17 protein-coding genes are annotated in these 22,636 nt (G+C 61.4%); 9 read left to right on the top strand and 8 right to left on the bottom strand.

The window, feature by feature from the left end:
* Position 1: 1 nt before the first annotated feature.
* Both phnX and QF043_RS09840 read left to right on the top strand, forming a co-directional pair.
* On the top strand, positions 2 to 829 hold the full coding sequence (gene phnX / locus QF043_RS09845; RefSeq protein WP_056858455.1) for a phosphonoacetaldehyde hydrolase: 828 nt from the start codon (positions 2 to 4) through the stop codon (positions 827 to 829).
* Positions 830 to 943: 114 nt separating this feature from the next.
* Positions 944 to 1,537: a cytochrome b gene (locus QF043_RS09840; protein WP_307418343.1), complete on the top strand. Its 594-nt coding sequence runs from the start codon at positions 944 to 946 to the stop codon at positions 1,535 to 1,537.
* A 61-nt stretch (positions 1,538 to 1,598) separates the two neighbouring features.
* Here the strand turns inward: QF043_RS09840 and QF043_RS09835 are convergent, their stop codons facing one another.
* The gene (locus QF043_RS09835) at positions 1,599 to 2,489 is read right to left on the bottom strand and encodes a 1-aminocyclopropane-1-carboxylate deaminase/D-cysteine desulfhydrase (protein WP_307418342.1); all 891 of its coding nucleotides are present in this window, start codon (positions 2,487 to 2,489) and stop codon (positions 1,599 to 1,601) included.
* A gap of 56 nt (positions 2,490 to 2,545) precedes the next feature.
* On the bottom strand, positions 2,546 to 4,585 hold the full coding sequence (locus QF043_RS09830; protein ID WP_307418341.1) for an NADPH-dependent 2,4-dienoyl-CoA reductase: 2,040 nt from the start codon (positions 4,583 to 4,585) through the stop codon (positions 2,546 to 2,548).
* A gap of 211 nt (positions 4,586 to 4,796) precedes the next feature.
* Between QF043_RS09830 and QF043_RS09825 the strand changes: the two genes are divergently transcribed.
* From QF043_RS09825 to QF043_RS09815, 3 genes are all read left to right on the top strand, one after another.
* Complete coding sequence (locus QF043_RS09825) at positions 4,797 to 5,927, top strand: carbon-nitrogen hydrolase family protein (protein WP_307418340.1); 1,131 nt, start codon at positions 4,797 to 4,799, stop codon at positions 5,925 to 5,927.
* A 4-nt stretch (positions 5,928 to 5,931) separates the two neighbouring features.
* Positions 5,932 to 6,966 (top strand): AraC family transcriptional regulator, encoded by a 1,035-nt coding sequence (locus QF043_RS09820; RefSeq protein ID WP_058420907.1) that lies wholly within the window; start codon positions 5,932 to 5,934, stop codon positions 6,964 to 6,966.
* 331 nt (positions 6,967 to 7,297) lie between these two features.
* On the top strand, positions 7,298 to 8,299 hold the full coding sequence (locus tag QF043_RS09815; protein WP_307418339.1) for a pyruvate dehydrogenase: 1,002 nt from the start codon (positions 7,298 to 7,300) through the stop codon (positions 8,297 to 8,299).
* Between the two features lie 126 nt (positions 8,300 to 8,425).
* Here QF043_RS09815 and QF043_RS09810 read toward each other — a convergent pair whose 3' ends face one another.
* Positions 8,426 to 8,899, bottom strand: a complete 474-nt coding sequence (locus tag QF043_RS09810; RefSeq protein WP_307418338.1) for a MarR family winged helix-turn-helix transcriptional regulator — start codon at positions 8,897 to 8,899, stop codon at positions 8,426 to 8,428.
* 145 nt (positions 8,900 to 9,044) lie between these two features.
* On the opposite strand from QF043_RS09810, the gene aceE reads away from it, so the two are divergent.
* Positions 9,045 to 11,705 (top strand): pyruvate dehydrogenase (acetyl-transferring), homodimeric type, encoded by a 2,661-nt coding sequence (aceE, locus tag QF043_RS09805; protein ID WP_307418337.1) that lies wholly within the window; start codon positions 9,045 to 9,047, stop codon positions 11,703 to 11,705.
* 1 nt (position 11,706) lies between these two features.
* On the opposite strand, the gene QF043_RS09800 is transcribed toward aceE, so the two are convergent.
* Positions 11,707 to 12,549 (bottom strand): DUF2242 domain-containing protein, encoded by an 843-nt coding sequence (locus tag QF043_RS09800; RefSeq protein ID WP_307418336.1) that lies wholly within the window; start codon positions 12,547 to 12,549, stop codon positions 11,707 to 11,709.
* 92 nt (positions 12,550 to 12,641) lie between these two features.
* Positions 12,642 to 13,538 (bottom strand): LysR family transcriptional regulator, encoded by an 897-nt coding sequence (locus QF043_RS09795; protein WP_307418335.1) that lies wholly within the window; start codon positions 13,536 to 13,538, stop codon positions 12,642 to 12,644.
* 116 nt (positions 13,539 to 13,654) lie between these two features.
* Here QF043_RS09795 and QF043_RS09790 point away from each other — a divergent pair, with 116 nt between their 5' ends.
* From QF043_RS09790 to nhaA, 3 genes are all read left to right on the top strand, one after another.
* On the top strand, positions 13,655 to 14,869 hold the full coding sequence (locus QF043_RS09790) for an MFS transporter (protein ID WP_307418334.1): 1,215 nt from the start codon (positions 13,655 to 13,657) through the stop codon (positions 14,867 to 14,869).
* Between the two features lie 22 nt (positions 14,870 to 14,891).
* Positions 14,892 to 16,193, top strand: a complete 1,302-nt coding sequence (locus QF043_RS09785) for a chloride channel protein (RefSeq protein WP_307421347.1) — start codon at positions 14,892 to 14,894, stop codon at positions 16,191 to 16,193.
* 122 nt (positions 16,194 to 16,315) lie between these two features.
* Positions 16,316 to 17,644 (top strand): Na+/H+ antiporter NhaA, encoded by a 1,329-nt coding sequence (gene nhaA / locus QF043_RS09780; RefSeq protein ID WP_307418333.1) that lies wholly within the window; start codon positions 16,316 to 16,318, stop codon positions 17,642 to 17,644.
* A gap of 66 nt (positions 17,645 to 17,710) precedes the next feature.
* Here the strand turns inward: nhaA and QF043_RS09775 are convergent, their stop codons facing one another.
* From QF043_RS09775 to lon, 3 genes are all read right to left on the bottom strand, one after another.
* Positions 17,711 to 19,585: a SurA N-terminal domain-containing protein gene (locus QF043_RS09775; protein ID WP_058420899.1), complete on the bottom strand. Its 1,875-nt coding sequence runs from the start codon at positions 19,583 to 19,585 to the stop codon at positions 17,711 to 17,713.
* Between the two features lie 231 nt (positions 19,586 to 19,816).
* Positions 19,817 to 20,089, bottom strand: a complete 273-nt coding sequence (locus QF043_RS09770) for an HU family DNA-binding protein (protein ID WP_003174819.1) — start codon at positions 20,087 to 20,089, stop codon at positions 19,817 to 19,819.
* 148 nt (positions 20,090 to 20,237) lie between these two features.
* Positions 20,238 to 22,634 carry an endopeptidase La gene (lon, locus tag QF043_RS09765; protein ID WP_017136465.1) on the bottom strand — a complete coding sequence of 799 codons (2,397 nt, stop codon included), beginning with the start codon at positions 22,632 to 22,634 and terminating at the stop codon, positions 20,238 to 20,240.
* Positions 22,635 to 22,636: the final 2 nt, after the last annotated feature.

Here is a 22,636-nt window from a genome sequence, read left to right as displayed (position 1 = left end):
CATGAACTATCAAAACCCCAACACCCTCCAGGCAGTGATCCTCGACTGGGCCGGCACCGTGGTCGACTTCGGCTCTTTCGCGCCCACGCAGATCTTTGTCGAGGCGTTTGCCGAGTTCGACGTGCAAGTCTCCATCGAAGAAGCCCGTGGCCCGATGGGCATGGGCAAGTGGGACCATATCCGCACCCTCTGCGACCAACCGCAGGTCGCCGAACGTTACCGCAAGGCCTTTGGCCGCACGCCGACCGATGACGACGTGACTTCGATCTACCAGCGCTTCATGCCCTTGCAGATCGAGAAAATCGCCGAGCACTCGGCCCTGATCCCCGGCGCCCTCGACACCATCGCGCGCCTGCGTGTGCAAGGCATCAAGATCGGCTCCTGCTCCGGCTACCCCAAGCAGGTGATGGACAAGGTGGTCGCCCTGGCCGCCACCAACGGCTACGTCGCCGACCACGTGGTCGCCACCGACGAAGTGCCCAACGGCCGCCCTTGGCCAGCCCAGGCGCTGGCCAACGTGATCGCGCTGGGCATTGACGATGTGGCGGCATGCGTGAAGGTCGACGACACCGTGCCGGGCATCCTCGAAGGCCGCCGCGCGGGCATGTGGACCGTGGCACTGACCTGCTCCGGCAATGCACTGGGCCTGACCTACGCGCAATTTCGTGACCTGGACGCTGCCGCCCTGGCCAGCGAGCGCACACGCATCGAGAAGCTGTTCGAAGGCTCGCGCCCGCACTACCTGATCGACACCATCAACGACCTGCCGGCGGTGATCACCGATATCAACCAGCGCCTGGCCCGCGGTGAAATGCCGCAAAGCCACTGATCGAGGTCAAAACAACGGCATTTACGCCAGGCGAACCGCTCAAAACCGGCATACAGTTAAAGGACTCCGTCGCGAAAGAATGGAGGTATGCCCTGATGAGTGAGGAACACAGCGATGCCGTGGAAAAACGCCGATACCCGCTACAGCACCATGTCGATTGCGCTGCACTGGTTGATGGTGGTGCTGCTGGCGGTGGTTTACGCCTGCATAGAGTTACGCGGCCAGTTCCCTAAAGGCAGTGGTGCGCGAACCCTGATTGTCGAAATGCACTTTATGTTCGGCCTTACCGTGTTTGTGCTGGTGTGGCTGCGCCTGTTTGCGCGCAGCCTGGGGGTTGCGCCGAAGATCGTGCCCACACCGCCGCAATGGCAGACGGTGTTGGCCACACTGATGCACCTTGCGTTGTACGCGTTGATGATCGGCATGCCGATTGCCGGCTGGTTGATCGTCAGTGCCGAAGGGCATTCAGTGATGTTTTATGGGATTGAGTTGCCGCCGTTGATTGCGGAGAACAAAGCGCTGGCCAAGGAGATTGAGAGTTGGCATGTGCTGTTTGGCAAGGTCGGTTATTGGCTGATCGGGCTGCATGCGTTGGCGGGGATCTTCCATCATTACGTGCTGCGCGATAACACGGCTTTGCGCATGATGCCGGGTAGGAGCGGGCTTGCTCGCGAAGGCGGTGGGTCAGTTAATACATCAGCTGACTGACACACCGCTTTCGCGAGCAAGTCGAATCGTCGCACCGCCGCTCCCACAGGTGGGCATTACGCTAGGTGGTAAAACCTCGACGGCCTTGCAGGCCGCCGGTGTGCACGAAGATCAGGCGGGTGCCGGGGGTGAAGCGTCCGGCCTCGATCTGCTGCTTCAACGCCAGGAGTGCCTTGCCGGTATAGAGCGGTTCAAGCGGAACGCCACAGGCTTGTTCAGTGGTTTGGATAAAGTCGAGCAATAGCGGATCGACCTTGGCAAAACCCCTTCGGCTCGCCTCCAGCAACACATAGCCGCCCGGCACAATCGCCTGCACATTCTGTGCAACCCCATGATCATCCGGCACGGCCATTGCGCCATACACCGGATGCGCGCCCGCCTCGGCCAGCGCCAACCCGGCCAGTGTGGTGCCCGTACCTGCCGCCAGCCACCACCCGTGGTAATCATCCCAGCCCAGGCGGTTCAATTGTGCCCGCACGTGCTCGACCAACACCCCGCAACCCACGGCACCCGCCAACCCGCCGCCGCCTTCGGGCACGGGATACAGATCGGGGTACTGTTCGCGCCACTGCAACCAGAAACCCGGCTCATGCCGCGCGCGATAGCCGCCATAACCCAGCCAATGCAGCTGCATGCCGAAGGCTTTGAGGTCCAGCACAGTGGGCGTGTCTTGAGGATGGCCGCGCAACAGGCCGACGGTGGCGAAACCAAAGCGTTTGCCGGCGGCCGCCAGTGCGTGCAAGTGATTGGAGTGGGCGCCCCCGAGGCTGATGATGCCGCTGGCACCGGCGGTTTGCGCCTGGGCCAAGTGCTGGGTCAGCTTGAACCACTTGTTGCCGCTGATCAGTGGGTCGATGCGGTCCAGGCGCAGCACGGCCAACTCGACCCCGTTCAGCCAGTCGAGCTGCAACGGTTCAAGCGGTGCCTGGGGAAGCCAATCGAAGGGACCCATCGGGAGCTATCTGAATGAAAAAGGGGCGGTAGTCTAACACCGCCCCTTTCGTCGTTTTACAACTCGGCAGCCAGGCGCGAACCCTGGTTGATGGCGCGCTTGGCATCCAGTTCGGCTGCCACATCGGCGCCGCCGATCAGGTGTACGTTCTGGCCGGCGGCAACCAGGCCGTCCTGCAGTTCGCGCAGCGGGTCTTGCCCGGCGCAGATGACGATGTTGTCGACGGCCAGCACCTGCGGTTCGCCCTCGGCGCCGATGCGGATATGCAGGCCTTCGTCATCAATTTTCAGGTACTCAACACTGTTGAGCATCTGCACCCGCTTGTTCTTCAAGCCTGTGCGGTGGATCCAGCCGGTGGTCTTGCCCAGGCCATCGCCGACCTTGGAAGTCTTGCGTTGCAGCAGGAACACTTCACGCGCCGGTGCATGGGGTTGCGGCTGGATGCCGGCCACGCCACCACGGGCTTGCAGCTGGGTGTCGATGCCCCACTCTTTCCAGAATGCCTCGCGGTCCAGGCTGGTGGACACGCCCTCGTGTACAAGGAACTCGGAGACATCGAAACCAATGCCGCCGGCGCCGATCACCGCCACGCGCTTGCCCACCGGCTTGCGCTCCAGAATCACGTCCAGGTAGCTCAGCACCTTGGCATTGTCGACGCCCGGAATCGCCGGGGTGCGTGGCGCAATGCCGGTGGCCAGGATGATCTCGTCGTAACCGCCCGCCGCCAGTTGCGCCACATCCACGCGGGTGTTGAGGCACAGCTCGACATGCGTGGTCTGCAATTTGCGCTTGAAGTAGCGCAGGGTTTCGAAGAACTCTTCTTTGCCCGGCACACGCTTGGCGATATTGAACTGGCCGCCGATCTCGCTGGCCGAATCGAACAGGGTCACCTGGTGGCCGCGCTCTGCCGCCACGGTGGCCGCCGCCAGCCCCGCAGGCCCGGCGCCGACCACCGCGATTTTCTTGATCTGCTTGACCGGCAGGTAGTTCAGTTCGGTCTCGTAGCAGGCGCGCGGGTTGACCAGGCAGGTGGTCAGTTTGCCGCCAAAGGTGTGATCCAGGCAGGCCTGGTTGCAGCCGATGCAGGTGTTGATTTCATCCGCGCGGCCAGCCGCGGCCTTGTTGACGAATTCCGGGTCGGCCAGGAACGGCCGCGCCATCGAGACCATGTCCGCATCGCCTTCGGCCAGAATCTGCTCGGCAATTTCCGGGGTATTGATGCGGTTGGTGGTGATCAACGGAATCTGCACCGCGCCACGCAGCTTGGCGGTGACCTTGCTGAACGCACCACGCGGCACCTTGGTGGCGATGGTGGGGATACGCGCTTCGTGCCAGCCGATACCGGTGTTGATAATGCTCGCACCTGCGCCTTCGATGGCCTTGGCCAACTGCACGATCTCTTCCCAGGTGCTGCCGCCTTCCACCAGGTCGAGCATCGACAGGCGGAAAATAATGATGAAATTCGGGCCGACAGCCTCGCGCACCCGGCGTACGATTTCCACCGCCAAGCGCATGCGGTTTTCGTAGCTGCCACCCCAACGGTCGGTGCGGTGGTTGGTGTGGGCGGCGAGGAACTGGTTGATGAAGTAACCTTCGGAACCCATGATTTCCACGCCGTCGTACTCGGCCACCTGGGCCAGCAGCGAGCAGGTGACAAAATCCTGAATCTGCTTCTCGATACCCTCCTCGTCCAGCTCCTTGGGCTTGAACGGGTTGATCGGCGCCTGGATCGCGCTCGGTGCTACCTGTTTGGGGCTGTAGGCGTAACGACCGGCGTGGAGGATCTGCATGCAGATCTTGCCGCCCGCTGCGTGCACGGCCTGGGTTACGATCTTGTGCTTTTGCGCTTCTTCGTCGGTGGTCAGCTTGGCGGCACCGGCGTACACGCCGCCTTCATCGTTCGGGCCGATGCCACCGGTGACCATCAGGCCAACGCCGCCGCGGGCGCGCTCGGCAAAATAGGCGGCCATGCGTTCGAAACCGCCGGGCTTTTCTTCCAGGCCGGTGTGCATCGAACCCATCAGGGTGCGGTTGCGCAAGGTGGTAAAACCCAGGTCCAACGGGGCCAGCAGGTGCGGGTAGGCAGCAGCGGTCATGGTACAGCTCCACAACGGATCATCACGGGACGTGGCAGGCTCGAATGGCGCGCCATCGGTTTATGTCCCACAGACTAAGAGTCCATGGACTACCGCTCAATGACCGTAACTGACAAGTTATTGATCCAAATGCACAGTGCCCCTTGGCAAGGCGCTGCATGGGCCCTACCCTAGTCGCGAACCCTGCACACGGTCTGTTGTCTGTTGCCCCATGCGTAAACTTCTAGCGTTCACCGTCTCCATGGCCCTGGTTGCCGCCGTCGCCGCGTATCTGGTCTGGACCCAGGAGCGCCCTGTGGCGCATTACCTGTCGGACCTGCGTATCACTCTGGCCGTCAATGAAGGCGAGCCCGCCGACCGTGGCAACCTGCTGGGCATCCAACCCGAGCTGTTCCCGGCCGATTACCAGAGCCTGGAACGCCTGCACCTGAAACTCTCGGCCTACCTGCAAAAAGCCCGCGACCAAGGCTTGATCAACCCCAAAACCGTCGTCGTGCTGCCGGAACATATCGGCACCTGGCTGATGCTCAGCGGCGAAAAGAACGAGCTGTACCAGGCCACCCACCTCAAGGACGCGATGAATTGGCTGTCGGCCAGCAACCCGCTGCAGTTTGCCCGCGCCTGGATCAGTGCCAAAGGCGATAACCGCATGGACGACGCCTACCTGCGCATGAAGGCGCCAGCCATGGCCCGTGACTATCAAGTGCTGTTCGGCGGCCTGGCCAAAGAATTCGGCGTGACCTTGGTGGCGGGCTCCATTGCGTTGCCCAACCCCAGTGTCAGCCAGGGCCAACTGCACATCGGCCACGGAGCGCTGTACAACGCCAGCGTGGTGTTTGCGGCGGATGGCCTGCCCATCGGCGACCCACAGCGCCAGCTTTACCCGATTTACGATGAGCGCGGGTTTATTGCACCGGGTGACGAAAATATCGTCAGCGTGGTCGACACGCCGGCCGGGCGCCTGGGCATCCTGATCGGCAGCGACAGCTGGTACCCGGACAACTACCGCAAGCTTAACCAGCAAGGTGCGCAACTGGTGGCCGTGCCGGCCTTCGTCACCGGCCGCGATACCTGGGACCGCCCATGGCGCGGCTTTAAAAGCGTGTCCACGCCGCCGGAAATCAGCCTCAAGCCCGAAGAACTCAGCGAAGGCGAAGCCTGGCGCCGCCTCACCCTGATCAGCCAACAGCCGATCAGTCAGGCCAGTGCCGGCATGAGTGTGTTTCTGCGTGGGCAGTTCTGGGACTTGGGCACCGCCGGGCACAGCTTCCTCAGCAATGACGGGCACGTCACCGCAGGCAATGACGCTCGCGGCGCGCGCTTGCTGAATATCTGGCTATAGCGCCGTGAAGCCGGTGCGCCTTGGGGATTTGTCGGTGGGCTTTGTGCAGTCCCTGGCCGACGCCGTCCACAGCCATGGCCTGGACCCGCAACCGCTGCTGCTGCAATACGGCCTGGACCCGGCACGTCTTGCTGAAGCCGGGGCGCGGCTGTCGATCCCGCGCTATATGCGTCTGGGCCATGCCGCCATCCAACTGACCGGCAACCCCGGCCTGGGCTTGCGCATGGGTCAATTGAGCCGTCTGAGCCAGGCGGGATTGGCCGGCGTCACCGCCGCACAGGCGCCGAACGTGCGCGAAGCGGCGCGGGCACTGACGCGGTTTGAAGCGCTGTACGGCTCCAACTATCGCGGGCAGTCGAGCTTTCATGAGGACGCCGAAGGCGCTTGGCTACGTTTCTATTCCATCAGCCCGTACAACGCCTACAACCGTTTTGTGGTGGACTCGATCATCGCCGGCTGGCTGCAGCAATTGTCGAGCCTGGCCCAACAACCGGTGCAGGCGCAGCGCATCGACATCGAGTTTGAAGCCCCGGAGTACAGCGAGCAGTACAGCGTGCTGGGTGACAGCCCGGTGCATTTCGGTGCCGACGCCAACCAGTTGCGCCTCAACCAGCCAACCCTGGGCCTGCGTAACCCGCAGCATTGCCCCAGCACCTGGCAGTTGCTGTTGAAATTATGTGAACAGGAGTTGGAGCAGCTCACCCGCACCCGCAGCCTGCGCGAGCGCATTACGAGGTTGCTCGGGCCGATGCTCAATGGCGGCCGGGAACCCGACCTGGAAGAAGTGGCGGCACGCTTGAAGCTGCCAACCTGGACACTGCGGCGCAAACTGGCCGACGAAGGCACGCAGTTTCGCGCAATTCTCAACGATACCCGCCGCGATCTGGCCATGACCTACATTCGCGACACGGAATTGGCGTTCGGCGAGATCGCCTACTTGCTCGGTTTTGCCTCAGCCCAAGCCTTTCAACGAGCCTTCAGGCGGTGGAACAACCAGACCCCAGGGGAATTTCGCCGCAGTCAGCGGCATTCCGCCTGAAGTCGGTGTTACAGCTCGGTGGCGTCATCGGCCGGATCCAGCGGATCCAGTTCAAACGCGTGGTACTCCAGCAGTTCTTCCTGGTATTCGTCCATGGTGGACTCCTTGTGGGTTAAAAGCGGTTGCAAATAAATGACCTGCACACCCAGCCTAAAGTGCCGTGATGACGAAAAAATGTCGGCGCCATGACGTTCCTGCACTTCAAGATAAAACGTAGCAGGGTTGAGTCGATTTAGCATTTCGGGTTCGAGGTGCGATTGCAATCATTGCATTTGCAATCAATAACAGATTTCCATTAGGGTACGAGACTTCGTAGCAAGGAGCCTCGACCATGCCTGTCTCTACCGCCCAAGCCGCGCAGCGCTGTATCGATGCGCTGAGCAGTGCCGCGCCGCCGCCCGGCTCGCCGCTGTACACGGTCATGACCATGGCCAATACCCTGGAGTTCAGCCGACAGGCCTGGGTGATTCGTGGCCAGTCACGCAGCCGCCGTGTCGGCAACTGGCCCAGTTGGTTTGCGCGCAATACCGGCGAAAAACCCATGCTGTACCTACACCGTGCAGCATCGTCGGCGCAGTTATGTGGACTGTCGCAGGCCGTCACGCAGCGCGGCATCCTCTGTAACGACGTCGAGAACCAGCCCTCTGCCTGGCCCAGAGGCGCGCAACCGTCGCTGCCGTTGTGGCTGGCGACCAATCCGCACTGCACGCCCTATGACCCGGCGTCCGGCGAAGAAGCCCGGGCGATTGTGCTGGCCGGAATTCACGCGCTGTATGTCGACGGCAAGCCGGGGTTTTATTACCTGGCGCTGCATGATCAACAGCGCGCAGCGAGGCTGGATAAGCAGGATCGTGAAGACGCGCTCAAGGGCATGTACCCGCTCCAGCGTACTCGCACTGGGGAGGTGCGCTTGCTGGGTGCGGGCCGCGCGCTCGAGGACGTGACCCGCGCGGCGCAATTGCTCGAGCAGGATTGGGGAGTGACGACGCAGGTCTGGAGTTGCCCAAGCTACACGCGGCTGGCCCGTGAGGCAGCGGCGGCCGAGCGCTGGAATCGCCTGCACCCGATGGCTGCCAGGCAGAGCTGCCATCTGCATGAGTGCCTGGCCGGGAGCACCGCGCCGGTGATTGCCGTGACCGGTTATCCGCAGGTGATTGTCGATCAGTTGGCGGCCTATGTGCCCGCACGGTTTGTCGGGTTGGGTGCGGGGTCGGTGCAGGCGTCTGCGCCCAGTCGCTATTGGATTGTGGTGTGTGCGCTGCGGGCGTTGGCCGATGAAGGCCGTATTGGTGTTGAGCAGGTCGAAGCGGCGATGCGTCGGTATCCACTGTGATGGCTGGCAATACGATCAAAAATGTGGGAGCGGGCTTGCTCGCGAATGCGGTGGGTCAGCCAGCCTCTATGTGTCTGACAGATCGCATTCGCGAGCAAGCCCGCTCCCACATTGGATCTTCGTCGGCTATAAAATCTTGCGTCGACTGCGGGTTTGTACGCCCGCCTCCACCGCCAACCCCGCCGTGCGCTCCAAGGTATCGGCAAACAGCTGGCGCTGCTCAGGCTCGATTTGCGACAGGAACAGCTCATCCACCGTGCTTTCGTAGATTTTCCACATCTTTTTACGCAACACCCGGCCAGCCTCGGTGATTGAGGCAAACGCTGCGCGGCCGTCGCCGTCGGAGCGTGAACGCACTACCAGGCCGTCCTTTTCCAGGCGGTCTACAAGGCGTGTGAGGTTGTAGCGCTCAATCGCCAGCACATCGGCCAATTCGTGCATGCGCCGTGTGCCGTCGGGGCCGCTTTCCAGGCCCCACAACGCGTCATACCAGGCATAGGGCGGCAGGTCCGCTGCAGCCAGGCGGCGTTCGATTTCGCGGATGACCGTCCTGTGGGCCCTGACAAAACGGAACCATACATCGGGCTCTTTCGACGACATGCAACACCATCCGGGGAATTTCAAGAAGGTTGCAATAGTAGCTCATCCCGCGCTAGATTCAGTCATGTCGTTGCAATTGCAATTACATTCGCGCTACTCCCACAAGGAGCCCGCTGCTTGAAATCCGCCTACCCTGGAGCCTCACATGACCCCCAATAACGCAGTAAGACTGGACGACGATCCACAGGAAACCCGCGAGTGGCTGGAGTCCATCGAATCGGTGCTGTCCACCGAAGGCCGCCCGCGTGCCCACTACCTGATTGATCAGTTGCTGGATTTCGACGTTGCGCGCCATGGTGACTTCTACGGGCGGGTGACCACGCCTTACGTCAACACTATCCCGGTTGACCGCCAATTGCCCTACCCCGGCAACCTGGCCATCGAGCGGCGCACCAATGCGTTTATTCGCTGGAATGCCATGGCGATGGTGCTGCGTGCCGGTAAACACTCGGGTGTCGGTGGGCATATTGCGACCTACGCGTCGGCCGCCGTGCTGTACGACGTAGGCTTCGACCACTTCTTCCGTGGCCGAACCGATACCTTCGACGGCGACCTGGTGTACATCCAGGGCCACTCCTCCCCGGGCATTTACGGCCGCGCCTACCTCGAAGGCCGCATCAGCGAAGCGCAGCTGGACAACTTCCGCCGCGAGGCCGGTGGCGAGGGCTTGTCCTCTTACCCGCACCCACGGCTGATGCCGGACTTCTGGCAGTTCCCGACAGTATCGATGGGCCTGGGCCCGATTACCGCCGCCTACCAGGCGCGCTTTATGCGCTACCTGGAGTTCCGTGACCTCAAGCAACACCAAGGCCGCAAGGTCTGGGCGTTTCTGGGCGACGGCGAAATGGACCAGCCGGAATCCCTGGCGGCCATCTCCCTGGCCGGCCGCGAGAAGCTCGACAACCTGATCTTTGTGGTCAACTGCAACCTGCAGCGCCTGGACGGCCCGGTGCGTGGCAATGCCAAGGTGATCCAGGAGTTCGAAAGCCTGTACCGCGCCGCCGGCTGGAATGTGATCAAGGTCATCTGGGGCGGCGGCTGGGATGCGCTGCTGGAAAAGGACCAGAGCGGCCTGTTGCGCCAACGCATGATGGAATGCGTGGACGGCGATTATCAGAACTACAAATCCCAGAACGGCGCCTATGTGCGCGAACACTTCTTCGGTAAATACCCGCAATTACTGGCACTGGTTGCCGACATGTCCGACGACGATATCTGGAAACTCTCACGCGGTGGCCACGACCCGGACAAGGTCTACAACGCCTACGCCGCTGCCGTGCGCCACAAGGGCCAACCGACGGTGATCCTGGCCAAGACCGTCAAGGGCTTCGGCATGGGCGAAGCGGGCGAAGGCCAGAACATCAATCACCAGTTGAAGAAGATGGGCGCTGATGCCGTAAAAGCCTTTCGCGACCGCTTCGGCCTGGAAGTGGCCGATGACCAGCTCGACGAAATCCCTTACCTCAAGCCCGCCGCCGACAGCGAAGAAGCCCGCTACTTCGCGGCCCGTCGCCAGGCGTTGGGCGGCTATGTGCCAGCACGACACACTGCGGTCGAGGCCTTGCAGATTCCCGAACTGAGCGCATTTGCCACCCAACTCAAGGACACCGGCGAGCGTGCCATCTCCACCACCATGGCGTTTGTGCGCATCCTCGGCACCCTGCTCAAAGACCCGCACCTGGGCAAGCTGATCGTACCCATCGTGCCGGACGAGTCGCGCACCTTCGGCATGGAGAGCCTGTTCCGCCAGATCGGCATTCACTCCGCCGTCGGCCAGCTCTATACCCCACAAGACGCCGGGCAACTGAGCTACTACAAAGAGAGCAAAGACGGACAGATCATGCAGGAAGGCCTGAATGAATCCGGGGCCATTTCTTCGTGGATCGCGGCGAGTACTTCCTACAGCAATCACGGCTTGATGACCGTGCCGTTCTACATTTTCTATTCGATGTTCGGTTTCCAGCGCGTCGGCGACCTGGCCTGGGCCGCCGGCGATGCCCGCGCTCGCGGCTTTCTGCTGGGCGCCACGGCCGGCCGCACCACGCTGATGGGCGAAGGCTTGCAGCATGACGACGGCCACAGCCACATCCTGGCGTCGGTGATCCCCTGCTGCGTCGCCTATGACCCGACCTTTGCCTACGAGCTGGCGGTGATCATTCGCGAAGGCATGCGGCGCATGTATGTCGAACAAGAGGACATTTACTACTACATCACCCTGCTCAACGAAAACTACCCGCACCCGGCCATGCCCGAAGGCGTGGAAGACGGGATTCTCAAAGGCTTGTATCCATTGAGCACGCATCCGCAGGCGCAGGTGCAATTGATGGGCAGCGGCTCGATCCTGCGCGAGGTGATTGCCGCAGCGCAACTGCTCGACAAGGACTTTGGCGTGGCCAGTAATGTCTGGAGCGCCACCAGCCTGACCGAACTGCGCCGTGACGGGCACGCGGTGGAGCGCTGGAACCTGCTGCATCCACAGGATGAACCGCGCGCGAGCTACGTGGAAACCAGCCTGGCCGGACACAGCGGGCCGGTGGTGGTGGCGACGGACTATATGAAGTTATTCGCCGACCAGATCCGCCCGTTTGTACACGGCCGCCGTTTTGTGGCGCTGGGCACCGATGGCTTTGGGCAATCGGACACCCGCGAAACCCTGCGCGAATTCTTTGAGGTGGACCGCCACTTCATCGTGCTGGCGGCGCTGAAGGCGCTGGCCGATGACGGCGTGATCGGGCGTGACAAGGTGGGCGAGGCCATCAGCCGCTACGGGATCAACGTCGACAAGACGAACCCCGTAGCGGTCTGAGTTACTGGGTTGGCGTTGGCAGCGGTGGAATCGCCTCTGTCGGCGCCGGCAGGTTCGGGTTGGTCGGCGCTGGCGCTGGTTCCGCGGCCGGTGCAGGTGTTGGCGCAGTGGTCGGCGCCGGCTCGGTCTGTGGCGCAATCGGTGCCGCCTCTGGCGGCGGTGCCAGCGGTTCCGACACGGCGGGCGCTATCGGTGCGTCCTTGGGCGCGTCGACCTTATCGGCAGGCGCAGGCTTATCGGCAGGCGCGGCCGCTTTCGGCTCCGGCACGCCCAGCTCAGCCTTGGGCTTCTCTGGAATATGCTCGGCCGCCTTCACGTCCTGAGGCAGGAACACATCCACCAACGAGAAGTAGCGGTCGTAAAACTTCGGCGCCGTCACCGTCTCACTCGCCACCTTGACCATCGAATCATCGGTGGAGCCAATCGGCATCGACACCGAGCCCAACACACCCACGCCGAGGCTGGCGGAGTTGTTGACCTTCTTCAGCGCGTAGCGGTCCTGCAAGGCGTTGGCAAACATGGTCGAGTGCTTGGCGCCTTTGCCATCATCGGCACACACCACGTTGAAGCTGATTTGCAGGTGGGTTTCGCCAGTCTGCTGGAAACTCTTGTTACCCACCACCAGCTTGGGGTCGCTGCTGGTGATGATGTAACCCTGGCTCAACAGCGCACGTCGCGCCGCTTCACAGGCCGCCACATCGCTGACCGGGTAATCACGGGAGAACGTGCCGGAGTCGTCGAAATTTTCATGTTCATAAATAGCGGTCTTGGGTGACGAGCAGCCCGCAGCGCCCGCCAGCACCAGCGCCAACCCGAGGCTACGCAAGTGAAATGATGTCGACATCGAAAATCCTGAGGAAAACAGTCAGGTCGCTATTGTGCAACAGAACGCAGGGTTGGCGCGCACATTCCTGTCGGTAAAACGTCACAGCGTTATTACACCGCCTGCGCAGGGAAAAGCCCGGCGCACATATGGTCGATAAACACCCGCAGCTTCGCCGAGGCGAAGCGACTCGAGGGCCACAGCATCCAGAAACTGCCACGGTGGACCAGATGCTCATCCAGCACCCGTTGCAGACGCCCCTGGCGCACCGCCTCCTTGACCATGAAGTCCGGCAGGCAGGCGATGCCCAACCCTTCGTGCACCACATAGCTGAGGGACTCGATGGTGGTACTGACCAGCGGCGCACGCAGCACCGGCTCCGCCACGCCCGGCACCGGGCGCAGTGGCCAGGGCTCCAGCTTGCCGGTGGCGCAGAACTTGTGGCGCAGGCATGCATGGCCGCTCAAATCCTGCGGCTGTTGCGGCGTGCCATGCTGGGCCAGGTAACCCGGCGTGGCCACCAGGACCAGTTGGTAGTGGCCCAGATGACGCGCCATCAAGCGTGAATCTTCCGGCTTGCCGGTGCGAATCACCGCATCGAAACCTTCCTCGATCACATCCACCATGCGGTCGGAAAAATCCACATCCAGTTCGATGTCCGGGTAGGCGCGCATGAAGTCGCTGAGCACCGGCATCAACAGGCCACGCACTTGCGGCAGGCTGATGCGCAATGTGCCTCGGGGCGTGGCGCCGGCGTCGGTCAATTCCTGCTCGGCCGCTTCCACCTCGGCCAGGATCCGTCGCGAGCGCTCCAGGAACAGCGCGCCTTCGCCGGTCAGGGTGACGCTGCGCGTGCTGCGATGAAACAGCCGCACGCCCAGGCGTTCTTCCATGCGCGCGATGCTTTTGCCCACGGCCGAAGACGATACCCCCAGCACGCGGCCAGCAGCGGTAAAGCTGCGGGTTTCCGCAACCTGCACGAACACCGCAAGGCTACTCAGACTGTCCATCGCCCACCCTTATCGATTGCGGACTGTGATGTCCGATAAGTTCGGAACCTTAGCCTGTTTTTCCGCAACCCACAGCCCCCTACTCTGCCTCCCTGACTTTTGCATGGAGACGGAACATGAACGACTGCCCCTCGATTGCCAACCCGGCCGTCACGACCGTAAAGGATGCGCTGCCCCTCGGCGGCTTGCTGGCCTTGGCGTGTGCCGGGTTTATCACGATTCTGACCGAGGCCATGCCGGCCGGGCTGCTGCCGCAAATGAGCGAAGGGCTGCAGGTTTCACAGGCGTTGGTCGGCCAACTGGTGACCCTGTATGCCCTCGGTTCATTGCTCGCGGCCATTCCCCTGACTTTATTAACCCAAGGCTGGCGGCGGCGTCCTTTGCTGCTGATTGCCATCGGCGGCTTTGCCCTGGTCAACAGCGTCACGGCACTCTCTACCCATTATGGGTTGACCCTGGTAGCGCGGTTTTTTGCCGGCGTATTCGCCGGGTTGCTTTGGGCGTTACTGGCCGGGTACGCCAGCCGGATGGTGGCCCCGCGCCTGCAAGGCCGGGCGATTGCTGTGGCCATGCTCGGCGCACCGCTGGCGTTGTCGCTGGGTGTACCCGCCGGCACTTTCCTTGGCACTGCGGTGGGCTGGCGCCTGAGCTTTGCCATCATGACCGGGCTGACGCTGTTGCTGCTGGTGTGGGCACGCTGGCAACTGCCGGACTTCGCCGGGCAAGCGGCGCAAAAGCGCTTGGGTTTGCGCCAAGTGTTTAACCTGCCAGGCATTCGTCCGGTGCTGTGGGTGACGTTTACCTACGTACTGGCGCACAACATTCTGTACACCTATATCGCGCCACTGCTGGTGCCTGCCGGCATCGCCGCCGACATCGACCGGATCTTGCTGGTGTTTGGACTTGCGGCCTTGCTGAGCATCTGGCTGACGGGCGTGCTGATTGATCAACACTTGCAGCGCCTGCTGATCATCAGTTGCGCGATGTTCGCAGTATCGGCCCTGGCACTGGGCGTGTGGATGATCTCCACCCATGCGATGTATGCCAGCGTTGCGCTGTGGGGCCTGGCCTTTGGTGGCTTGCCGGCGCTGTTGCAAACGGCGCTGGCCAAGTCTGCCGGTGACTCGGCCGATGCCGCGCAATCGATGCTGGTGACGGTATGGAACCTGGGAATTGCCGGCGGCGGCTTGGCGGGCGGCCTGTTGCTGCAAACATCGGGGGTTGGGTCGTTCCCCTGGGCGGTGGTCGGACTGGTGCTGCTGGCATTGGCGGCGACACGGCGCATCGCGAGGACAAGCGCTGGTTATAGGGTTAACCTTGAAACACCCTGAAACTTATTCGGAATTCACCTGGGTGATCAAACCGTTCATTTCACTGCGCCGCCGTTTTACCTCACTGCGCTGGCGCACCCGGATCACCCTGTGGGCCGGCGCCACCATCGCCGGGCTGATGGTGGTGATGTTTGCGCGCCTGGCAGACATGGCGCTCACTCAGTTCGCCGAGCAATCCAGCGCCCATCCGTGGCTGCCCTTTGTCTATACACCGCTGGTGGGCATGCTGGTGGTGTGGCTGACCACGCGCTTTTTTGCCGGTGCCCAAGGCAGCGGCATTCCCCAGGTCATCGCTGCCACCCGCCTAACCAACAAGGGGCAGGACGTCAGCAAGCTGGTGTCCTTGCGCATCGCCTTCGCCAAGATAGGCCTCGGTACATTGGCGTTGACCGGCGGTTTTTCTGCCGGGCGCGAAGGGCCGTCCGTGCAGGTGGCGGCGTCGATCATGCATTTCTGCCATCGCTACCTGCCCAATGCCCGCATCATCCGCAGTGAAGACTTGATCCTGGCCGGCGGCGCCGCCGGTATCGCCGCTGCGTTCAATACGCCGTTGGCCGGCATCGCCTTCGCAGTTGAGGAGCTGGGACGCAAGCTCGAAACCCGCACCAGCGGTGTATTGCTCAGCACGATTATTTTATCGGGGATGGTCGCCATCGCCCTGCAGGGCAATTACAACTATTTCGGCCACCTGGACGTTGAGGAGATCAAACTCGACATCATTATTCCGGTGCTGGCGGCAGGCATCGGCTGCGGCCTGCTCGGCGGGCTGTTCAGCCGCATGCTGCTGTGGCCCCAGCGCCACCACAGGTTTGTGGTCTGGGAATGGCGGCGTGCCCACCCGGTGTGGTTCGCTGGGGCGTGTGGGCTGGTAGTGGCAATCCTGGGCTGGCTCAGCGGCGGAATGTCCTTCGGCAGCGGCTACGGCATTACTTCGCAGATCATTGCTGCCGATGTCGGCTTGCCGTGGCACGCGCCGGTCACGCGTTTTCTGGCCACGGTGGTCACCTATTTTTCCGGCATCCCCGGCGGCATTTTTGCCCCGTCGCTGGCCGTCGGCGCGGCCGTGGGCGCCAACGCCGCCGAGTTCTTCGCGCTGGCAGCGCAACCGATCATTGCGCTGTGCATGGTGGGCTTTCTGGCGGCCGTGACCCAATCGCCGATCACCTCGGCGATCATCGTGATGGAGATGATCGACAGCCACGGGATGGTGATCAGCCTGATGGCGGTGGCGCTGATTGCCAAGGCCGTCAGTTCGCGAATGGGGCCGGAGTTGTACCAGCAATTGGCGCGCGGTTTTCTGCACCCGCCGACAAAAAGCCCGTAACCCTGACAACATTGTTTACAACTTATTCATCAACTTCCTATCATCGCCCTGGGTGCGTGACTGCATAGGGCACAACGCAGGTTAAAGCAAAGCATTGGTCGGGCCGCCAATGGAGACTTGTCGTGCCCAAAAAACACCCTGCCATCCCTCGTCCCCAGGCATTGACCGAGGGCGCACTGTCGGCCCTTGAGCGGTTTTCACGCATCGAGGCGGTCAGCGGCATCGTCCTGCTGCTGGCAGCCATTGCTGCGCTGATCTGGGCCAATGGCCCGGCTGCCGAGTCCTACGAACACTTCTGGAACACCCCGATCACCCTCGGGCTGGGCGATTTCAGTGTGTCGCGCTCACTGCACTTTCTGGTCAATGACGGCCTGATGACCATCTTCTTCCTGGTGGTTGGTGCCGAGATACGCCAGGAAATAAAGGACGGCGCACTCGCCAACCTGAAACTGGCGACGCTGCCGCTGGGCGCCGCATTGGGGGGCGTATTGATGCCCGCCATCCTCTACACCGCGCTCAATCATGGCACCGCCGCCGCAAGTGGCTGGGCCGTGCCCACCGCCACCGACATTGCCTTTGCCGTCGGCGTGCTGGCGCTGTTGGGCAAATCGATCCCCAGCGGTGTGCGTGTGTTGCTGCTGGCACTGGCCATCATCGATGACATCGTGGCGATCCTGATCATTGCCGTGTTCTTCACTGCAAGCCTGGACTACATGGGCCTGGTGGTGGCCGCAGGTGGTTTGGCCTTAGTGCTGGTGTTCCAGCGGATGGGCATCAGCAAGGCGGCGATCTATCTGCTGCCGGGGGCGATTGTCTGGTTCGGCCTGCTCAAGACCGGCGTGCACCCGACCCTCGCCGGGGTGATCCTGGGCCTGATGACGCCGGTGAGTTCCAAACCGACCACCGAACGCCCCCTGGACACCATCGGGCGTACCTTCAACGAGCTGATGGATCGCCTTTCGCAACCGGCCGACGACGCGCACCAGGTCGCCACGCCGCTCAAGCAACTGCGCGAAGCCCAGCGCGAGCTGATGCCGCCGGTGCAGCGCGTGCAATCGGCGTTGCACCCGTGGGTCGCGTTCGGCGTGATGCCATTGTTCGCCCTGGCCAATGCCGGTGTGAGCCTACAGGGCTTGAACCTTGAGCACCCGCTGCCCCACGGCGTGTTCATGGGCGTGATCTTCGCCTTGGTGATCGGCAAGCCGTTGGGCGTGATGCTGGCGAGTGTCACGCTGGTCAAACTCAATATCTGCAAGCTGCCCGACGGTGTCACCTGGAGCGGCGTCGGCCTGGTCGGCCTGCTGGCGGGGATTGGTTTTACCATGTCGATCTTTATCTCGTCCCTGGCCTTCTCCGACCCCGAACTGTTGGCAGCGGCCAAACTGAGTGTGCTGACGGCGTCCACCGTGGCAGCGGTGATTGGGTTGAGCTGGGGCAAGCTGAAGTTCTGAGCCGCTCATTGCGCAAAAAAAAGCCCCCGGTCTTTCGGACCGGGGGCTTTTCTATTCAAACCAACATCAGAACTTCTTGATGTCAGCCTTGGTTTCCAACTGCTTGCGGTAGGCAGCAAAGTCCTGCTGGCCAATACGCGAGGCGAGGAAGCGGCGGTATTGCGCCTTTTCTTCGTCGGTAGGGGCTGCAGCTTCGTTGACGCCGTTCAACCGCACGATCACCAGGCTACCGTCAGCCAGGGTCACGGTGGTGAAGGTCGGCTTGTCCTTGGCCGCAGGCTTAGGCATGCGGAACAGGGCTTGCAGCACGGCCGGCTCGATCGCTTCAGCATTACGGGTCGCCGCTTCAGTCACCTTCCAGGCCTGGCCGTCGATCGGCTGGTTCAACGGGGTCTTGCCATCACGCAGGCTGGCGATCAACTCGTCGGCATGGGTTTTGGCAGCCGCGATGGCGCGCTCTTTGGTCATCTGGGTGCGGATCGCCGCCGACACGCTTTCCAGAGGCAGTTGCGTTGGCTTCAGATGCTCTTTGGCACGCAGCACGATGATGGTTTCCGGGTCCAGCTCGATAGCGCTGCTGTTGGCACCTTCATCCAGCACTTCCGGGCTGAACGCAGCAGTGACCACGGCACGGTTGGCCGCAACACCTTCGCCACCTTCACGGCCAAACGGCGCGGATGTATGCACGGTCAGCTTCAGGTCGGACGCCGGCTGAGCCAGGTCGGAGGCTTCGAATGCCGCATCTTCCAATTGCTTGGTCGCCTCGACATAACGCTGCTCGACCTGCTGGGTCTTGAGTTCACGGGTCAGCTTGTCTTTCAGGCTGGCAAACGAGGGCACTTCTGGTGCTTCAACGCCCAACAGTTTGATCAAGTGCCAACCGAAGGTGGTACGCACCGGCGCCGACACCTGGTCCTTGTTCAAGGCATACAGGGCGGTTTCGAAGTCCGGGTCGTAGACGCCAGGGCCGGCAAAGCCCAAGTCACCGCCATTGTTGGCCGAACCTGGATCCTGGGAGAACTCCTTGGCCAGGGCTTCGAACTTCTCACCTTTGGCCAGGCGTGCCTGGATGTCTTCGATCTTGGCCTTGGCTTGCGCGTCGGTGGTCTTGTCGTTGACTTCAATCAGAATGTGCGCGGCACGACGCTGTTCGGCGAGGTTGGCGGTTTCTTTCTGATAGGCCGCCTGCAGCTCTTCGTCCTTGACGGTGACCTGGTCGAAGAAGGACGACTTCTTCAGCTCCAGGTAATCGATGACCACTTGATCCGGGGTCATGAACTCTTTGGCGTGCTGGTCGTAGTAAGCCTTGACCTCATCGTCGGTAAGCTTCACCGCCGCAGGGTCGGTCTTGATCTTGACGGTGGCAAAATCGCGGGTCTGTTTTTCCAGACGGGCGAAAGCCAGCACTTCGGCGTCGGTGACGAAACCGCTGCCGGCGATGCCTGCGCGAACCTGGCCGATCAGCATTTCCTGGGTCAGCATCTGACGGAATTGCATACGGGTGTAGCCCAACTGACGGATCACCTGGTCAAAGCGTTCGGCACTGAACTTGCCGTCCACCTGGAATTCCGGCGTCTGCAGGATCACTTGGTCCAGCGCAGCTTCAGAGAAGCCGAACTTGGAATCCGCGGCGCCTTGCAGCAACAGCTTGCGATCGATCAGGCCCTTCAGAGCCGCTTCGCGCAGCAGTTTTTCGTCCAGCAGCGAAGCATCGAAATCCTTGCCCAGCTGTTGCATCAGCTGGCGACGTTGCATATCGACGGCTTGGCCCAGTTCGGTCTGGGTGATTTCTTCACCGTTGACCTTGGCCACGTCCTGCTTGTTGTTACCCGAAGCCTGGAAAATGGCCTCGATACCGGTGAACGCCATCAATGCGACGATGATCCCGATAATGGTCTTGGCAATCCAGCCTTGTGAATTGTCCCTGATATTTTGCAGCATGCGTCCCCCAGAAACGGTTGATCTTCAAAAATTAGGCAACCGTGGAGCGTGGGTAGAGTCCGGATAGAAGAAAGGCGCATCCGAGGATGCGCCTTCTCGTAACTGGCGGAGCGGACGGGGTTTTGAACCACACCCCAGGCCCTGGCGACCCGATGGATACGTGGGTCAGCTGCCGCTCCGCTGCCAGGTCAGACCTGCGTCTGACCCGGGTAGGCAAGGCTTGAACGAAGCTTAGTTAACCGCTTCTTTCAGGGCTTTACCGGCTTTGAAACCTGGTTTCTTGGCAGCAGCGATTTGCAGTGCTTTACCAGTCTGTGGGTTACGGCCAGTGCGAGCTGGGCGGTCAGTCACAGAGAAAGTACCGAAGCCTACCAGTACCACGGAGTCGCCGGCCTTCAGAGCGCCAGTGACGGATTCGATTACTGCGTCCAGCGCACGGCCAGCAGCAGCTTTCGGGATATCAGCGGATGCGGCGATAGCATCAATCAGTTCCGACTTGTTCACTCTAAGTCCCCTTATATATCTATTGAGTATGATTCTAAGTTTTTTGGTGAAAGCAAAAACCAGTGCTGAATGGCCTACAGACACTTAAGAGCCGCTTTATAACAAGGGCTCTAAAAAGCTGTCAAGGAAGCCCCCAGGCTTAATCGCATTAATGCGTGCTAATTCTTTCCTTGGAATCGGACTCGCGTTTTTCGTCCTTCGCGACAATCTCCGGAGCCACATCCGGCAAGGGCTCCGGCGCGTATTGCAGCGCAATTTGCAGGACCTCGTCAATCCATTTAACCGGTTTAATCTGAAGATCCTGCTTGATATTGTCAGGAATTTCCTTCAAGTCGCGAACATTCTCTTCCGGAATGATCACGGTCTTGATACCACCCCGGTGTGCAGCGAGCAATTTCTCTTTCAGACCACCGATGGCCAATACCTGACCACGCAGGGTAATTTCCCCGGTCATCGCCACATCGGCACGCACAGGAATGCCCGTCAGTGCCGACACCAATGCCGTGCACATGCCTACACCCGCGCTAGGGCCGTCTTTGGGGGTCGCCCCTTCCGGCATATGGATGTGGGTGTCGTGCTTCTCGTGGAAGTCCAGGGGGATCCCCAGGCTCTTGGCGCGGCTGCGCACCACGGTCTGCGCGGCGGTGATCGATTCGACCATCACATCACCCAGCGAACCCGTCTTGATAAGCTGGCCTTTGCCTGGAATCACCGCAGCTTCGATAGTCAGCAGTTCGCCGCCCACCTGGGTCCACGCCAGGCCAGTTACCTGCCCTACCTGATCCTGCTGCTCAGCCAGGCCGTAACGGAATTTCTTCACGCCCAGGAAGTGCTCCAGGGAATCGGCAACCACCTTCACCGAGAAGCGTTTTTCCAACGAATGCTCCTTGACCGCTTTGCGGCAGATCTTCGCAATCTGACGCTCAAGGCCACGCACGCCGGCTTCGCGGGTGTAGTAACGCACGATGTCGCGGATCGCTTCGACGTCAAATTCGATCTCGCCTTTTTTCAGGCCATTGGCCGAAATCTGCTTGGGCGCGAGGTATTTGACGGCGATGTTGATCTTCTCGTCTTCGGTGTAACCCGGCAGACGAATCACCTCCATCCGGTCCAGCAGGGCTGGCGGGATGTTCATGGAGTTGGAGGTGCACAGGAACATTACGTCGGACAAGTCGTAGTCGACTTCCAGGTAATGGTCGTTGAAATTGTGGTTCTGCTCGGGGTCGAGCACTTCGAGCAACGCCGAGGCCGGATCGCCACGCATGTCGCTGCCCATTTTGTCGATTTCATCGAGCAGGAACAGCGGGTTGCGCACACCCACCTTTGTCATTTTTTGAATCAATCTTCCTGGCATCGAACCGATGTAAGTACGGCGATGGCCACGAATTTCCGCTTCATCACGCACACCGCCAAGGGCCATGCGCACAAATTTACGGTTGGTGGCACTGGCAATCGACTCGGCCAGGGAGGTTTTACCTACACCCGGAGGCCCGACCAGGCACAACACCGGGCCACGAATTTTCTTCACGCGCTTTTGCACGGCGAGGTATTCGAGGATGCGTTCTTTGACTTCTTCGAGGCCGTAGTGGTCGGCGTCAAGAATCTCTTCGGCGCGGGCCAGGTCCAGGCGCACTTTGGTCTGAGCCTTCCACGGCACTTGCACCAGCCAGTCGATGTAGGAACGCACCACGGTGGCTTCGGCCGACATTGGCGACATTTGCTTGAGCTTGTTCAGCTCAGCCATGGCCTTGGTCAGGGCGTCTTTAGGCAGGCCGGCGGCGTCGATGCGCTTTTTCAGCTCTTCGACTTCGTTGTGGCCTTCTTCGCTGTCGCCGAGTTCTTTCTGAATGGCCTTCATCTGCTCATTCAGGTAGTACTCGCGCTGGCTGCGTTCCATTTGTTTCTTCACGCGACCACGGATGCGCTTCTCAACCTGCAGCAGGTCGATTTCGCCATCCAGCAGCGCCAACACGTGTTCGACACGGGCCGGCAGGTCGATGATTTCGAGGATGTCCTGCTTCTGCTCGATCTTGAGCGCCATGTGCGCGGCCATGGTGTCGACCAGGCGGCTTGGCTCATCGATGCTGTTGAGGGAAGACAGCACTTCAGCCGGGACTTTCTTGCCCAGTTGCACATACTGCTCGAACTGCGAGAGCAGGCTGCGCACAAACACTTCGGATTCGCGCTCAGGGGCTTCGACTTCGTCGATCAGCGCCACTTCGGCGCGCAGATGACCGTCCACCTCCATGAAGCGCTCGACCGCACCACGCTGCTCGCCTTCGACCAGCACCTTGACGGTGCCATCAGGCAACTTGAGCAATTGCAGAACAGTCGCAACGGTGCCGACACGATACAGGGCGTCTTCGCCCGGATCATCATCAGCAGGATTCTTCTGGGCCAACAGCAGGATTTGCTTGTCGCCCGTCATCGCAGCCTCGAGGGCTTCGATAGACTTCTCGCGCCCCACGAACAGCGGGATAACCATGTGCGGATAGACGACGACATCACGCAACGGCAGGAGAGGCAATTCAATGGTTGTCTTCATGA

The organism is Pseudomonas sp. W3I7, assembly GCF_030816095.1.
GTDB lineage: Bacteria > Pseudomonadota > Gammaproteobacteria > Pseudomonadales > Pseudomonadaceae > Aquipseudomonas > Aquipseudomonas salomonii.
Note: the sequence above shows the minus strand (reverse complement) of the source record. Positions and strands in the feature narration are given on the sequence as shown.